Origin of the sequence: Algoriphagus confluentis (genome assembly GCF_036245625.1) — a bacterium.
Taxonomy (GTDB): Bacteria; Bacteroidota; Bacteroidia; order Cytophagales; family Cyclobacteriaceae; genus Algoriphagus; species Algoriphagus confluentis.
In genome coordinates this window covers 339,594-354,882 of the sequence record NZ_BTPD01000003.1, presented here as the reverse complement: position 1 = coordinate 354,882, position 15,289 = coordinate 339,594, and the positions used below count along the sequence as shown (strand labels likewise).

At 43.2% G+C, this 15,289-nt stretch carries 14 protein-coding genes; all 14 read right to left on the bottom strand.

All coding sequences use genetic code 11. The annotated features are described in order from the left end of the window. Window positions 1–18: 18 nt before the first annotated feature. A complete protein-coding gene (locus tag AAA943_RS06310; protein WP_338223387.1) occupies window positions 19–357 on the bottom strand; it encodes a type II toxin-antitoxin system PemK/MazF family toxin in 339 nt (112 codons plus the stop codon). Continuing rightward, window positions 354–647: an AbrB/MazE/SpoVT family DNA-binding domain-containing protein gene (locus AAA943_RS06305; RefSeq protein ID WP_338223386.1), complete on the bottom strand. Its 294-nt coding sequence runs from the start codon at window positions 645–647 to the stop codon at window positions 354–356. Before AAA943_RS06305 ends, AAA943_RS06310 begins: the two co-directional genes overlap by 4 nt. Before the next feature lie 91 nt (window positions 648–738). Then, window positions 739–2,928 (bottom strand): S9 family peptidase, encoded by a 2,190-nt coding sequence (locus tag AAA943_RS06300; protein ID WP_338223385.1) that lies wholly within the window; start codon window positions 2,926–2,928, stop codon window positions 739–741. A gap of 99 nt (window positions 2,929–3,027) precedes the next feature. Beyond that, a complete protein-coding gene (locus AAA943_RS06295) occupies window positions 3,028–4,233 on the bottom strand; it encodes an ATP-binding protein (RefSeq protein ID WP_338223384.1) in 1,206 nt (401 codons plus the stop codon). A gap of 86 nt (window positions 4,234–4,319) precedes the next feature. Next, window positions 4,320–5,324, bottom strand: coding sequence for a Gfo/Idh/MocA family oxidoreductase (locus tag AAA943_RS06290; protein ID WP_338223383.1), 1,005 nt, complete (start codon window positions 5,322–5,324; stop codon window positions 4,320–4,322). A 299-nt stretch (window positions 5,325–5,623) separates the two neighbouring features. Beyond that, a complete protein-coding gene (locus AAA943_RS06285; protein WP_338223382.1) occupies window positions 5,624–6,778 on the bottom strand; it encodes an acyltransferase family protein in 1,155 nt (384 codons plus the stop codon). Between the two features lie 4 nt (window positions 6,779–6,782). Next, on the bottom strand, window positions 6,783–8,120 hold the full coding sequence (locus AAA943_RS06280; RefSeq protein WP_338223381.1) for a Gfo/Idh/MocA family protein: 1,338 nt from the start codon (window positions 8,118–8,120) through the stop codon (window positions 6,783–6,785). A 23-nt stretch (window positions 8,121–8,143) separates the two neighbouring features. Beyond that, the gene (locus AAA943_RS06275; RefSeq protein ID WP_338223380.1) at window positions 8,144–9,292 is read right to left on the bottom strand and encodes an N-acetylglucosamine-6-phosphate deacetylase; all 1,149 of its coding nucleotides are present in this window, start codon (window positions 9,290–9,292) and stop codon (window positions 8,144–8,146) included. Next, window positions 9,277–10,602 (bottom strand): sugar MFS transporter, encoded by a 1,326-nt coding sequence (locus AAA943_RS06270; protein ID WP_338223379.1) that lies wholly within the window; start codon window positions 10,600–10,602, stop codon window positions 9,277–9,279. The genes AAA943_RS06275 and AAA943_RS06270 overlap by 16 nt, the downstream gene beginning before the upstream one ends. A gap of 95 nt (window positions 10,603–10,697) precedes the next feature. Then, entirely contained in the window at window positions 10,698–11,438 is a 741-nt protein-coding gene (locus AAA943_RS06265; RefSeq protein WP_338223378.1) for a glucosamine-6-phosphate deaminase, read from the bottom strand. A 10-nt stretch (window positions 11,439–11,448) separates the two neighbouring features. Next, window positions 11,449–11,922 carry a hypothetical protein gene (locus AAA943_RS06260; protein ID WP_338223377.1) on the bottom strand — a complete coding sequence of 158 codons (474 nt, stop codon included), beginning with the start codon at window positions 11,920–11,922 and terminating at the stop codon, window positions 11,449–11,451. Next, window positions 11,922–12,341, bottom strand: coding sequence for a DoxX family protein (locus AAA943_RS06255; protein ID WP_338223376.1), 420 nt, complete (start codon window positions 12,339–12,341; stop codon window positions 11,922–11,924). Before AAA943_RS06255 ends, AAA943_RS06260 begins: the two co-directional genes overlap by 1 nt. Next, entirely contained in the window at window positions 12,338–13,489 is a 1,152-nt protein-coding gene (locus tag AAA943_RS06250; RefSeq protein ID WP_338223375.1) for a DUF819 family protein, read from the bottom strand. The genes AAA943_RS06255 and AAA943_RS06250 overlap by 4 nt, the downstream gene beginning before the upstream one ends. Further along, window positions 13,489–15,000, bottom strand: a complete 1,512-nt coding sequence (locus AAA943_RS06245) for a M20/M25/M40 family metallo-hydrolase (RefSeq protein WP_338223374.1) — start codon at window positions 14,998–15,000, stop codon at window positions 13,489–13,491. Before AAA943_RS06245 ends, AAA943_RS06250 begins: the two co-directional genes overlap by 1 nt. Window positions 15,001–15,289: the final 289 nt, after the last annotated feature.

Sequence of the window (15,289 nt, the reverse complement as noted above, 5' to 3'; positions counted from 1 at the left end):
TTTTGCTATGGTTTTAATTTAAAAGAGGTCTAAAACTAGGATTAATCCCAACTTAACGGCGTCAAATTCCTCTGAGGATAATTCTCCGATTTTTTTGATAAATCGTTCCTCCGAAATTGATTTTATTTGAAAGCAGTCGGCCATACTTTCTTTGGTCAATCCATTTGACCCAGATGGGGAAAGACCTACCAGCCATTGTTTTGGGTTTTTCAAAGCATCGGTAATCGGAACTACCACTTTCAATTTCAAACTTCCAATTGAGTCATGGTTTACCACCACAGCAGGTCTGATTTTGGCTATCTCCTGTCCAATCTGTGGTGCAAAATCAACCAACCAAACTTCTTTAGATCGGATCATTTGACCTCTGGATCAGCTTCAGAAAAATTATTTTGAGGATTTGAATAGTATTCTTTCACCTCTGGGTCATTTACTTCTAATTCTATTTGACTATAAACCTCATTTTTATATTTTTTCAACCGCTCAAGTTTCTTCTGGAAGTCACTTTCTTTACGGGCAGACCTAATCAGTAACCCTTCAGCGGTTTCCTCAATAATCACGCTTTCCAGGCCATATTTTTTGATCAAATCCGAAGGAATGATCAAAGCTTTGCTATTGCCTACTGAGGTTAATGTCTTTTCTATAGCCATTGAATTGGGATTTACTTGTACTAACCAAGTTATAACAAAATTAGTGCTTTAGCTAAATCAAATTTCAAATCACTAATTCCAAATGGAAACCTTATTTCCCACCCGGAGGACAATACCTTTTCAAGAAATCTGTGTATAATTTTCTCAAATGAGCAGTTGTCCCCTCGCCTTCCCCGATTCCATGGGAACGGTTTGGATAAGGCATAAACTGGAAGAGCTTACCATGCTTGATCAGCTCGTTGATCAGCATTTCGGCATTGTCGTAGTGCACGTTATCATCACCCGTACCATGGATATACAGCAGATTTCCTTGCAGATTTTTCGCATGGGTCATTGGTGAACCTGCCACAAAATCCTCCAGATTTTCCTGTGGAAGGCCCATGTAGCGTTCCTGATAGATATTATCGTAGGTCAACTGATTGGCTACAGCTGCCAGAGAAATCCCGGTTTTATAGATTTCCGGGTATTGGAACATCAGGTTCAAGGTAGCCGAACCTCCCCCACTGTGTCCCCAAACGGCCACGCGCTCAGGATCTACAAAGTCCCATTTTACGATTTGTGCTGCAGCCTCTGCTTGGTCGGAGATATTTATGCGCCCGATTTTTCGGTAAATGCTCTTTCTCCAGGCCCGGCCTTTGGGTGCTGGAGTGCCCCGGTTGTCGATCGAAATGTAGATATAGCCATCTTCAGCCATATCACCATCGTAATTTCGGTTTCTGGCCACGCCGTAGCCATCCTTTACAGTGGCACCCCAAGGTTCGGTATAGACATAAAAGACCACCGGATACTTTTTGGAGGGGTCAAAATTGGTTGGCTTGACCATCCATCCGTCCAATTCGGTCCCGTCGGCGGTGTTGATTTTAAAGAACTCCACTGTTTTGGGACCCTGATTTTGAGCCAAGTTAGCTTCAATGCTTTTGCTCGCGTCAATCGGGGTATGTTTTGCTAAACTGATCCATTCAGAAGCAGGACGGGTAAAGGAATTGCTGAACTGGTGCATGGCAAACTGTCCTGAAGGGGAAATAGTGTAGGTGTTTGTTCCTTCAAAAAGAGCTGGAGTTACCCGTTCTGCTTTGCTTTTTCCATCCAATTTGATCCTATACAGATACTTCTGAGTGGCATTTTCCGGAGAGGCATGGAAGTAGGCCAACTTGTTTTTTTCATCCAAGTGCAAAAGGTTGATCACGTCATAATAACCCGGTGTCAGGAGGGTTTCTTTCCCGTCGAGACCAATGGAATAGACATGCCTCCAACCGTCTTTTTCGCTAAACCACAGGAAGGATTTTTTGTCATTGAGCCATTTGAATTCATGCCTGTAAGTCAATCCATAGACATTTTCCCAGTTGGAAAGCACGTCAATCCAGGTTTCTTCCTTTTCCTCAGAGATTACTTTCGCCTCGTTGGCAGGCACATTAACTGCGTAGATTTTGCTGTGGTTTTGCTTGCGGTTAAGCTGTTGAACGAGGATCAAATCCGGGCTATTCCACTCCATTCGCGGCAAATAGTGCTGCTGAGGATCCCCGGGGATATTGAGCCAAGTCGTCTTTTGCGAAGCCAAATCAATCACTCCGATCCGAGCTGGAGAAGGCGATTCCCCGACTTTGGGATATTCCACCGGAATCACCCGGGAATACACCGAATCGGTGAAATTCATCATGTAGTAATCCCGAATCTGATTGGCATCTATCTGCCAGTAGGAAATCATTTTTCCGTCAGGGCTCCATTGAAAACCATCCCGACAGGCAAACTCCTCCTCGTAAGCCCAATCGAAAGTTCCGTTGATCAGCTTTCGGTTTCCATCTTTCGTCAATTGGGTAATTTGACCCGTGGCCAAATCTTCCACATAGAGGTTAAATTCACTCACATAGGCGATTAGGGAAGCATCCGGAGACAACTTTGCAAACCGCAAAGATGACTCAGGAAGGCCTATTCCTGCTTGTTGAAGCTTTTTGGTGTTCAAATCCATCACCCAATAATCTCCTTGCGTATCCAGTCTCCACACCCGCTTAGTATTGGTGTAGATGAGGAGTTTTTGATTGTCTTGGGAAAAGGTAAAATCTCTGACATTAAGTGGGTTTTGGCCTGTTGGAGTGAGGTCAGCAGTAGAAACAAAGACATCGGAATCTTGGGAAGGCAAATTGACCTTGAGAATCTGCCCATTTTGAATCTGATAAAAAGCATCACCGCTAGGATCCCACTTGATTTCTTGAGCGGATAGGGAGCTTATTGAAACTAGGATCAACAGGAAAAAAAATCCTTGGCAAAGTCGATTCAGGTGCATAGATGTAATTTTATATGGATTTGACTTTTCTAAAATAGACTAAATGGGGTAAAAAAAACCTATTAAGAGCGCAATATGCTTTTTAGATAGTTGAAGCTTTCAATATAAAAAGCCAAATAACCAGAGTGGAATTTTTTGACCAAAACTGATTTCAATATCATCAATCGCTAAATACGCCTTATCAATCCCCTTTATCTGAATATTTTCTTTATTCTTTCCTCCTACTTCAAAAGTGAATTCATCATTAACAACAAAATCCCCCTTTTTCGCCAGGCTTAAACGATGACCTGCATTATTTAATTGATTTAGAAAAAAAGTTTCCCTGATTGTCCCAATTGAGGGGCTTCCTTGGAAGGAAAACAGGAAGTTTGAATTTTCGAAATAGATTTTACCGGGCTTTTGAAGAAGGCTTATTCCTGTGCTCTTCTCATAAAGCAGTTTCAGAATTTTAGCGTCCTCCAGATTTTTCAGGTAAATGTTGATTGTCTGTCGTCCAAGGCGCATTTTCTCGGCAAGTTTGGAAATATTGGGTTCAAAGGGAACGCTCTCTGCAATCACTCCCAGCAACTGTTTGATCTTGATAAGATTATCAGCGCTGAAACTTTGAATCTGAGCTAAGTCACTCTCCAAAACTGCATTGATGATACGGATCAGACGTTGTAGGATCTGTTCAGAGGAGTATTCTAAGGTCAAAGGAAAATACCCTGTTTGGAGATATTCCTTAAACAAAGGAAGAATGGGTTGTTCTAGTTGTGTGAAAATGGATTGAGAAATCTCCAGTGGGTGATTGATCAATTCCTCAAGATTTAATTTTGAAAGAGATTGGTAGTTGTTGAATTCAAGGAACTCCCGAAAGGATAAGCCAGGAAGTACCTCTACAGCTAATCTTCGGCTTAAATCTGACTCACCCTTGTACAAATCTAAAGCTGAAGAACTAGTAAAAAAGACTTTCAAGTCTGGAAACCCGTCATAGATCAATTTTAACTCTCTTGACCAATTGGGATATTTATGGATCTCATCAATAAAAAAGTACCTCCCACCGAAACTGTACCAAGTTGAGACTAGCTCAAACAGGGAATTTTTATAAAAATATGGATGCTCAACCGTCACATACATTGCTTTTTTACCCTCAGCAAGTTTCTTGGAAAGCAATTGTAGTAATAGTGTGCTCTTACCAACTCCTCTTAAACCTTTGATTCCTAACAATCTCTCATTTTCAGGAAGTTGAAAATAAAGGAATCTTTGCCATTTGGTAGGTAGATTTTTAAGCAGATTAGCCTGGTAAATTAGCAGATCTTCTATCATTTTGATTTGAATTGAAATCAAAAATAAACAATTATTGATTTCAACTCAAATCAATTGAAGCTTTAAATACAAGACATGCTAAAAGATCAAAGTAAAATAGAATCTAGCATTACCTTAGCCCCACCTTTTCTCTTGCTTTCATCAGCTGCCTCCATGAAGGCATAAATTTCCAAGGTTTCATCATCTTCCACAGGGGATTTTCCTGTTTTGAAAAACTCGGCAATCTTCACAACCAAAGGTTCATAGCCTTCGTAATTACCCAAAACCAAGTTTCCTTCCGACCCAAAAGCGGTTCCTCCATACTCATGCTTTCCGGCTCGCATGCCTCGAAAAGTACCCATACGCCCGTCTTTCCAAGTTCCCACCACTACTTCCTCATCCGATGTGCTGAATCGGGTGACCGATTCGCAGCCCGGTCCCATGACGGTGAAGAGAATTTCCACGCCATGGATTCCATACCAAAATAAATCCGGATGTCCAGGTTCCAATTCAGCAGGACTAAAGGTATCGCATCCCAATACTTTTCCGATTTTGTTATCATGACGCACGGCTTGAGCATTTTTCAGATACCGAAGCGATGATGCTGAAAAAATAGGGACACCTGCGCTTTGGGCTTCTTGGTAGATTGTTCGGGTATCAGCCAAGCTTGCCGCAACAGGTTTATCTATAAAAAACGGTTTTTTGGCCTGGATTACCTTTCTGGCCTGTTCCAAACGGGGTTTTCCATCATTGGTTTCCAGAAGAATCACATCCACCAATTCCAACAAGGCTTCAATGGAATCCACTATTTTTACACCTAGGGCTTCTACCTGCTTGATGTAATCCGGAATCCGCTTGTAGCTGGACTCGATGTCCCGACTTCCATAAGGATAGGCGGCTACTACCCGAAATCCAGAAAGTTCAGGCTTTGGATTTTCAGCATTGAATAGCTTGGTAAAGGCAGGAGAATGCGAGGTGTCTAAGCCAATGATTCCGATCCTAATGGTCTCGGCTTTGGTTTTTCCTAGTATAGAAAAAGGTAGGGAACTTAAGCTGGCGGCAGCTCCTAAAGCGGTGGTTTTCTTTATAAATGACCGACGGGATGGTTTCATAACTTGTTGAAATAATGAATTTTATATGGTTTTTATTGATGTCAAATTTGGCTTTTTGAAAATACCAATCGTGCCTTTGGCACTCTTGGTGAAATCCTTTTCACAATATTCCCAGAATTGAATTCTGGGCTTTTACAGGACGTGCCGTTGGCACTATTCGGTAATTTCTTAGACCTTGTAATTTGCCCTGAAGGAGCAAACCGTATTAGCCCCAAATTCAATTTGGGGCTATGAATTCAATCCATTTCCAAGAGCACCAAAGGTGCGATCTGTAATTAATCGGATGCCAAGAATCTATCCTAAACTTTAAAGAAAATCTTCTTTTGATAAAGGAAATCCAAGAACAGCCAAACCAAGGCCAAAGCGCCCAAGCTTTCCATCACCGGCATCCAATTTTCTCCTAAGGGTTTATATAGTCCTTCAAACAACAGTCTACTTGTATACCTGAAATTGACAAATCGATAAATCATGTAGATCGTTAAACTATTCATCCCAACTACGACAAAAAAGAAGGCCCATTTTTGGAATTTCAGCATGTCAATAATCAAGTAGAAGAGGCCTAAAGACAGAAATGCCAAACCGGAAGTTAGCATGATAAAAGAACTCGTCCACATCCGTTTGAAAATAGGGAAATGAAGGTTCCAAATCAGGGCTAAGCCAATGCAAATCAGTCCGGTTAACAGCAACTCTTTCAGTTTTTGACTTTCTGAATAGTCGGATTTTCTAAGAATTTCCCCTGCATGAGCGCCTAAGATGGTTAGGCAAATTGCCGGAAAGGTGGTCAGTATTCCCAATTCATCAAATTGTCCTTGGAGCAATCTTCCAGGTAGAAAAGTTCGATCAAACCATCCTACCAAATTTCCCTCAAAACTCAGATCACCAGCTCCAAATCCGGGAACCGGAACCAGAAAAACGGCGGCATAATAAACCAAGAGAATACCTCCGGCGATAATCAATCGTTTGGCAGTGTTGAAGTTCAGGAACAGCACTACCGTCACAAATCCGGCGATTCCAATTCTTCCCAACACACTTCCCAAGCGGATTTGCTCCCAATCAAAAAACGGAAAAGGTGCATTCTTATCCAAGATTCCCAAGCCAATCAGGATAATCATCCTCCAAAACGCCTTTCGATAGATTTGGCTTTTGGGAGCATTGGCTTCTTTTAATTTTCCCAAAGAAAAAGGAATGGAAACCCCAGCCACAAACAAGAAAAGTGGGAAAATGAAATCGTAAAAAGTAAAGCCTACCCACTCCGGATGCTCAAATTGGAGGGCCAAGGCATCTACCAAAGCCATCGAAGTTTTGCCTTCGAAGCTTCGGAAAAAAGCATCCGCTCCGCAGATCATCAGCATGTCAAAGCCCCGAAGCGCATCGATGCTGACCAGACGTTGGCTCTTTAACCCTTCAAGGGTTTCGGAACCCTTAGAGGGTTGAAAGAAGGACTCCTTTTCCATACGATTAGAGTTTAGGTTCCCAACCCTTTTGGTATTCTCTACCCCAAAGTTTCATGGCTTCCTTATCTCTCAAGATCTTTCCTGAACTTTGGTCAATTTCCAAAGCTCTGCCTGTTCGATACGAAATATTGCCCAATTGGCACAACAAGACGCTTTTTTGAATTTCAGGATACGGAGAAATCTGACTTTCTCCCTTATCAATCGCATTGATGAAATTGGTGAAGTGAGCAATGTCCATATCAAATCCTGCCCCTCGCTGATCAACCACGGTATTGGTAGTGGCTTCAGCTGATTTCTCCAGTTTATTGGCATGGTCGTAGATTTTGTAGGAGTTGTTCAGGAGTTCGAGCGTCCCGTTTTCTCCGTGAAAAGAAACACCTGAACCCATGCCATTGATATCACGGGCATTGCAACTTCGACCTTCCCAAAGGATGGATTTTCCGTCGGAGAAATCATAGCTGGCAATTTGCGTATCAGGCGTTTCCCAATCGTCCTGGAAGTGATAACGTCCACCGCTGGAATAGCATTTCTCCGGATAATCCACCTGCAATCCCCATCGAGCCAAATCCAAAAAGTGCACGCCATTATTGACGATTTCTCCTGTGCCCCAATGCCAGAACCAGTGCCAGTTGTAGTGAATCAGGTTGTCTTTGAATTCAGCTCTGGGAGCAGGTCCTTGCCAAAGTTCAAAATCCAACCATTCCGGAACAGCTGCAGGCTTTCCATATCCGATGGATTTTCGGGTATTCGTGTACCAAGCTCGGGCATAGTAGGCCCGACCGATGGCACCGGAATGGAGTTCCTTCATGGCTTCCTGCACTCTAGGCCAGGATCGGCGCTGATTGCCCATTTGGACGATTTTCCCATACTTTTTGGTGGCTTCCACGAGCAGTTCGGATTCGGCGGGATTATGCGAACCCGGCTTTTCCAAATACACATGCTTGCCAGCTTGAAGAGCCATTATCGCAGCAGGAGTATGCCAATGATCCGGCATTGCAATGGAAACTGCATCCAGCGTTTTGTCTTCCAAGGCCTTTCTGAAATCTACCAAACCAGTTGGTGCGGTTTTCACTCCCTCTTTCAAAGCCAAAGCGATCCCGTTTTCCCGGGCACGGGAATCCACATCACAGATGTAGGCGATTTCTACATTCGGGATTTTGGCGAAAGCCTGAATGTGTTGGGAACCCCGGCTGTTGACGCCAATCACGGCAACTCGGTATTTGTCTTTGAGTGGATATTGGGAAAGGATATTGAAGGAAAAAGCGGAGGAAGCCGCACTGAGTCCCAAGGCTCCGGTTGCGGCGGTTTTGATGAAATGGCGACGGTTGAGGTTATTTTTCATGATGCTGTGGTTTTGATTTTGGGTTAATCAAGGGGAATTTCTACTCCGTTTTTAAGGAAATTGAGGATTTTTAAACTGTGGTCAGGTAGCTGTTCAGCTAAAATCAGATCAGCTTTTTGACCGATTTGAAAAGGATCAAAAGTGGGTTCAAAAAGCCATTGAGGTCGTATGGATGCCATTTGCAAAGCTTCGGGAAGTTCTGCTAGTTTATTTCTTAACAGAAAATTGATGCCTTGAAGGATATTCATGGCCGACCCGGCAAGCGTATTGGGATTATCAAAAAGGTGAAGCTTTCCTTCGGGAGTTAAAGTCACTTTTCCTCCTACTGCCGCTTCATAATTGCCAGGTGGCATACCAGCCAAAGCCACCGAGTCGCTCACCAGCATTAGCTTTTCGGCTTTTACTTTCTTAAACACATGAATCACTTCAGCAGGAAGATGAAACCCATCGGCGATTATAGTTGCAGAAAGGCTTTCGGAAGCTAGTTGAGACCAGAGGTAATTGGGATGTCGGGCTAGGACGCTGTGCATGCCATTTCCCAAATGGGTGGAAAGCCTTGCTCCTGCTTTCACCGCTTCTATAATTTGGAGATGACTTGCATTAGTATGTCCAATGGAAACCAAAATGCCAGAATGAACGCATTTTTCGATAAAGCCCGAGCTTCCCTCCCACTCCGGAGATAATGTGATCATTCTTATCAAGCCTTCGCTTTCCTCGATCCATTTTTGGAACATTTCCCAATTCGGAGCTTGGACAAATTCCTTGAAATGGGCTCCTCTTGGTCCGTCTTCAGGAGAAATAAAGGGCCCTTCGATATGAATTCCAGAGATGCAGGAAGCAGCCAATGGATCCATTTTCCGAAGCTGAACCATCTGTTGAATCAAGTTTGAGATATTTCCCGGTGAATTGGTGATGATAGTGGGAAAATGGCTGGTTACACCGCATCGAAGTAGTTTTTTGGAAATTTGACCCAAAGCCAAAATGTCTGATTGAATGGCATTATAATCCAGACCTCCGTAGCCATTGACCTGAATATCTGTGAATCCAGGGCCGATCCAGACATTTTCAGGACTGGTTTCGACAGATAAAATAGACTTGATCTTTGCATTGGAAACACGGATTTCCACTGGCCTTCCGTCCAAAATAGACTTTCCGATCAGGCTAGTTTCCATCTTTTTATCTTATGACCGTGAACTGCATAAAACACCAAATACAGGTAGCAAGGGAAAAGCACCCAATAGGCCAGTTTTACGGTATAGAGATCCGCAAAATACCCGTAAATCATGGGCATAATGGCATTTCCGCAAAGTCCCATAATCATAATGGAAGCACCTAGTTTGGTATATCTGCCCAAACCATCCAAAGCCAAAGGCCAGATTCCTGCCCAAACCAAAGAATTGGCCAGCCCCAAAAGCACCACAAATAGGATGGAAATGTCTACTGTCATTCCCCAAAATGGAATTGGACCACTTGTGAACACGATTAGCAAGGTCAGGAAGGTTCCCAACAAGGTGCAAATCCTCAGCACATTGACTTGAGAAATCACTTTTGGAATCAGAGAAATCCCAATCAAATAGCCCAAAATCGTAAAGGCTAAAGTAAAAGATGGAAACACCTTCGCATCCAACAAGGAGATCCCGAAGGAATTGGCATAGGGAATGACCGTATCGATCGCAATGACCTGAGTGCCTACATGGAGGAAGATCGCCACCGCTCCCAAAACCAGATGCGGAAACTGGAAAATGGAGGTTTTACTTGAATTAGCCTGGGCTACTTCTGCAGTCTCATGCTCGGTATCAATCTCCGGCAAAGGCGAAAACCTTACAAAGATTCCCAAACCCAAAAGCACCGTTCCGACTACAGAATAGGGCAAAATAACTCGTCTGATTAACTCGTCCAAAGCAGCATCCTTCGCCTCAGGAGACATAGTATCCAACTGCTGAAAAAGCTCATTGTCCCCTACTCTTAGAATAACCGCAGCAAATAAGATGGGCGCCAAAATTCCCGCTCCTTTATTGAAAATGCCCATGACACTGATTCTTTGGGCAGCCCGCTCCTTAGGTCCAAGGACCGTCACGTACGGATTTGCGGCAGTTTGAAGTACAGCCAAACCCGTTCCTAAAGTGAAAAGTCCCAGCAGAAACACTTCATACGTTCGACTCATTGCAGCGGGGACAAAGATGAATGCACCTATGGCCATTGCAAAGAAGCCGAACATCATTCCTTTCTTGAATCCCACTGCTTTGAGCAAATAGGAAGATGGAACCGACATGACGAGGTAGGAAATGTAAAAGGCAAAAGCGACAAGGTAAGAGTCGAAATTGCTAAGGGTAAAGGCGATTTTGAAATAGGGAATCAGGATCGCATTGACCCAAGAAACAAAGCCGAAAATGAAAAAAAGCATCCCGATGATGCCGATGGATATCCAAGTATCCCGTTGGCTGAGCTGATCGGCACGAACTGCAGCGATGGTTTTTGACATAGGCTGGTTTTGGGTTTGAAGCGAAAGGAAATCAGATTTGATTTCCCTTTGCCTTAAATACCAAATTTTATGTCACCCTTCCAAAACTTTTCCGATCAATGGTTGGAAAGTAAGGTTGAAGCGGGTTTGTCCAAAAAAATCTGACAATCGGAATGACTTTGTAGGATTGAAGCCGGGTGAAGATTTGAGATTTCGCCTTCCAAGCAGTTCGAAATAGCCTGCGCTTTTCGCAGATCAGGAACCGAACAAATAATTGCTTTTGACTTCAAAATTTGACGGATCGACATGCTAATGGCTTGAGTCGGTACTGCTTCCAAATCTGGAAACCAACCCTCTCCCAACTGCTGCATTCTGCAGGCATGGTCCAAATTGACTACCAGATAAGGCTTCTCTATTTCAAAATCAGCAGGAGGATCATTGAAAGCCAAATGCCCATTTTCCCCGATTCCCACAAATGCCACATCAATCGGATGATTTTGAATTAAGGTCGAAAGTCGCTCACACTCTTTTTCTGGTTCATTTTCTCCGTCAATCAAGTGGTAGGCTTTGAGCTGAGGAACGTGATTGAAGAACCTTTCCACTAGATATTTCCGAAAACTCGCCGGATGCGTGATTGGGAGGCCAAGGTATTCATCCAAATGAAATACCGTCACCTTGCTCCAATCGATTTCTTTTTCAGTCAAAAGTTGCTTCAGCGTTTCAAACTGACTGGTGCCCGTCGCCAAAATAATATTGGCAAAACCTTGGGTTTTGATGGCTTTTCGAATCAGTTCGGCTCCGGTTTTTCCGGCCTTTTGACCCAATTCTATTGGGGTTGGAGAAATGGAAATGGTCATAGATTAGGGTTTATTCGAGTTCTTCGAGACGGAAGTCGAAATCACTTTGCAAATCTTCATGAAGGGTAGAAATCAGTTTTTTTGCCTTTCCAAGCTGGACTTGGTACAGGTTTGCAATGACGGGATGCCTAAAACTGAGGTATTCGTATTTCTTGAGCATTTCGCAGAAATACAGAATTAATTCGGCTTGATCGGCTTTGTTTTTACTGAGCTTGAGAGATTTGTTCAATTTTCTCCGAATGGCTTGAGCTGATTTCTTGGCGATATGGTAGTTTTTGGTGTTGGCGGTTTGAAAAGCCTCATCCAAGTCCTCTTTTACCTCATCCACAAATAGTTGAGGTTGGTCTCTTTCATTGAGTTTGAAATAAAGAAAGGCTTTGTTATCTCTTGAAAACTTGGCCAAATCGGCAATCAGATCAATCAATTCCTTTTCAGTGAGGTAACTGAGATCTTTTTTGAGTTGGGCCAAACTGGGGATTTCCATCAGGGCTTACTTTTTCTTCCAAATAAATAAAAATCTAGACTAAATCTCCCCGAACCCATCAATCCCAATCCTAAAAAGCAGAGACTCAACATAAATGGTAACAACCCATCTTCCAGGATTCTGCCTCCATGAGCGAAAATTACCGCTACAATCAGGGTAAATGCCATGGAAAATGCCCCTAGTCGGATTCCAGCTAATACGAATAAGGCAGAGATCAATTCCACCCATTGGGAAAGCGGGGCCAAAATATCCGGGATTGGCCAATTGAGACTTTCCAAAAACCCTTGGAGTTCCGCCATTTTCCCTTCAAAAAGATAAGAACTGCTGGCTTTTGCCATGTAAATGCCCAGGCCAAACCGAAGGATAAGAATTCCAATATCCAAAAAGGTTAAGCGATAAATGCTTTTACGGTTTTTCATAGGACCCAAGTGGTAAATAAATAAATCGTCAACATTCCCCAAGCCGTCCCGGTCACCATACTCAGAATAGCCAAAAGAACTGCGTGTGGCATTAGATCTTTCCGATAGGCGGCTGTGACGGCAGGTGCAGTGGAAATTCCTCCCAAATTGGCCATGGATGCGATGGGAACCCAAATCAGATTCAGCCTCAGGACCTTAGAAACCCATATCATTCCGATGAAATGGAAGACTAGCCAAATTAAAACCAAACCCACAAAAGTGAAAGGCAGGGTCAAATTGCTAAAGTCCAATCTCAAGCCCAAAATGGCCATGACCAGAACGATACAGATTCCTCCTAATCTTAAGGAGAAAGCGGTATTCCAATTGGGAATCAAGTTGCCGAGGATCATTCCCAAAATGGAAAGACAGATGACCAGGTTTAAGAAGGAAAGTTCCAGCCAGTACATGGTCCCTGCTATTCCCAGAAAAAACAAAAGAATTGCCCAAGAATGGATTTTCTTCCCAGTACTTCTATCCTCAGAAGCAAGATTGGCAGGCAAAGGGTCCCTGATTCCAAAAAGCTCGCTCAATCGCTCCCCTTTTTTAATGAACTGAAACATCAAAATCGTCCAGATATTCACCAGGATATTATCCAGTACCAAAACAGATAGAAAGATATTCTCGGGAGTTTGGGCAAGTTCCTTTAGAATCAATTGGGAAGTACTTCCTCCTATCCAGCCTCCTACGATTGGCACCAAACCTTTCCAATAATCCTGACCGATGAAAATTGCCTGATTGTCTGGAGAAAAAACCGTAAAAAATCCCACCAGAATAACGGGAAGCGTGGCAATGAAAAGGCTTCCTGCAAAAAACAGGATCAATGGCCTTGCTCCTACGATGGCTAACTGTTTTAAAGGTAAAGCAGACATCACCGCCAAAAGGGTGATCGGGATAATCCAGTTTCTACTCCAGGAATGTAAAATCACCCCGGAAAGATCCCAACCAAACGCATGGGTAAATACGGCCGGAATAACATAGGCAAAGAGAATTGCCGGAAACCAATTCAATATTCCTTGAATTAGTCGATTATTTATTTGATTGATTTTCAATACGAAAACAACCGTAATCAAAACAATCACTAAAGCCAATACATCCGAGTTGAGCTCCATTAGAAGTCCTGAGTTAAAAGCCCAAGACAAGTCTGAATACCTTCCAGATAATTCCCGATTCGGATATTTTCATTGGGACCGTGGATGTTGTTGTCCGGGTTGGGGATCCGCACGGAGACTGCTGGCGCACCCAGAATATTGATAAAGGGAGCCATAGGTTGGGATCCTCCAGTCTGTCGGGTTTTGATGAATTGATCCCCAAAAACATGGCGCATACCGCTTTCTAGCCATTTGGCAAACTCGGTATCCATTTCTGCCCGAAAGGGTTGGGAACCGTTTCTCGTTTGCAAGGAGGCGATTTTGGGATACTTTTTTCTTTCCTCCTCGGTGGGTTCCTCACCTTCAATCAAATAAAATCCTTGATCCAAAATAAACCTTTTCAAAAGCGCCAATTGACGTTCATTGGGAGTTTCCTTGACTGTTCGAATATCTATTTCTACTACTGCTTCGGCCGGAATCAATGTTCTGACTTCCGCTCCAGTCCAGCCTGATTTCAGACCCCGGATATTCAAGGATGGGAATTGGAGCGCTTCCTGATAGTTTCTGCCTACTTTTTCGGCTTCCGCAAAACCCATTTCATGGGCCATTTCTTGATTGTCTTCAGGAATCTGGCTCATGGCTTCAAAGTCAGCTTCGGAAATATTTACTCCCTCATAGAATCCCGGAATCAGGACCTTTCCTTCCTCATCTTTCATTGCTGCCAAAAGTCGGGATAGCTGAAATGCAGGGTTGGGAGCAAAATTCCCATACTGACCGCTATGCAAGTCGTTAGCAGGACCAAAGACCGTGAGGGTGGCCGTAACAATTCCTCTTGCGCCAAAGGCCAAATTGGGCAAATTGGAAAAATGCCGGGTACCATCCATGATCAGAATGCCATCGGCTTGAAAAAGGTCCTTATTGGCAGCTACAATCGGCGCCAATTCGGGAGAACTGATTTCCTCCTGAAAATCAAGAATGAACTTAAGATTGACTGTTGGCTCGATCCCTTTTTGTTTCAGAATATCCAATGCAGAAAAGAAAGTCATGGTGGGCCCTTTGGAATCCGAAGCCGATCGGGCAAATATTTTCCACTCCGGATTGATTTTTCCATCCAAAAAGTTCCAGTTGATCGGTTCCCACTTTCCGTCCATTTCCTCCATCAACTCAGGAATGTAGGGGTTTTCCTGATTCCAAGCTGCTGAATCCACCGGCTGCCCATCTACTTGCATATAGACGAGAATCGTCTTCTTGTTTGGGTCCATTTTTCCATGCGCAAATAGGTGTGGAACTCCGTTTCCTATTAAAACTCGGGTCTTAAAACCCCTACTCTCCAGTGCGGCTTGGGTCCACTCCAAATTTCGGGCAATATCCTCCGGAACTTTCCCATTATTTGGGAGACTGAGATATTCTCGAAACTCGATCAGAGAAACTCGCAATTGGGCTTCAGAAGTTGTAAAAATCTCGTTTTTACTCAGCTGTGCATGGGCCAATCCAACCAAAAGAAGAAAGGGAAACAAGATGAATTTTCTCATAAAGGAGTTATCAAGAAAGGAATTTAAAAATCTTTGTTCTCTTCAGGCCAATAAATCTCCCACAAATTCATTCTTGGCAATGGATAAGATCCATGGATCAATAAAAGGGTAAATGTTGGGATAAAAATCAGGTGTTTTCACGGTATTGAAGTACTCCGATATACCTTTGCTTTTAAGGAAAAATCTGAGATCCACTTCTTTAAAAAAATTGCAAATTGAATTTAAGTCGGCAGGATTCCTCCATCTAATTTTCTATTTCCAACATTCCGGTAGTCAAAATCTGAATTGA

Bases quoted from the DNA above. Each gene is read 5' to 3' on its own strand.
- AAA943_RS06310 (WP_338223387.1), bottom strand. From the start codon at position 357: ATGATCCGATCTAAAGAAGTTTGGTTGGTTGATTTTGCACCACAGATT.
- AAA943_RS06305 (WP_338223386.1), bottom strand. From the start codon at position 647: ATGGCTATAGAAAAGACATTAACCTCAGTAGGCAATAGCAAAGCTTTG.
- AAA943_RS06300 (WP_338223385.1), bottom strand. From the start codon at position 2,928: ATGCACCTGAATCGACTTTGCCAAGGATTTTTTTTCCTGTTGATCCTA.
- AAA943_RS06295 (WP_338223384.1), bottom strand. From the start codon at position 4,233: ATGATAGAAGATCTGCTAATTTACCAGGCTAATCTGCTTAAAAATCTA.
- AAA943_RS06290 (WP_338223383.1), bottom strand. From the start codon at position 5,324: ATGAAACCATCCCGTCGGTCATTTATAAAGAAAACCACCGCTTTAGGA.
- AAA943_RS06285 (WP_338223382.1), bottom strand. From the start codon at position 6,778: ATGGAAAAGGAGTCCTTCTTTCAACCCTCTAAGGGTTCCGAAACCCTT.
- AAA943_RS06280 (WP_338223381.1), bottom strand. From the start codon at position 8,120: ATGAAAAATAACCTCAACCGTCGCCATTTCATCAAAACCGCCGCAACC.
- AAA943_RS06275 (WP_338223380.1), bottom strand. From the start codon at position 9,292: ATGGAAACTAGCCTGATCGGAAAGTCTATTTTGGACGGAAGGCCAGTG.
- AAA943_RS06270 (WP_338223379.1), bottom strand. From the start codon at position 10,602: ATGTCAAAAACCATCGCTGCAGTTCGTGCCGATCAGCTCAGCCAACGG.
- AAA943_RS06265 (WP_338223378.1), bottom strand. From the start codon at position 11,438: ATGACCATTTCCATTTCTCCAACCCCAATAGAATTGGGTCAAAAGGCC.
- AAA943_RS06260 (WP_338223377.1), bottom strand. From the start codon at position 11,922: ATGGAAATCCCCAGTTTGGCCCAACTCAAAAAAGATCTCAGTTACCTC.
- AAA943_RS06255 (WP_338223376.1), bottom strand. From the start codon at position 12,341: ATGAAAAACCGTAAAAGCATTTATCGCTTAACCTTTTTGGATATTGGA.
- AAA943_RS06250 (WP_338223375.1), bottom strand. From the start codon at position 13,489: ATGGAGCTCAACTCGGATGTATTGGCTTTAGTGATTGTTTTGATTACG.
- AAA943_RS06245 (WP_338223374.1), bottom strand. From the start codon at position 15,000: ATGAGAAAATTCATCTTGTTTCCCTTTCTTCTTTTGGTTGGATTGGCC.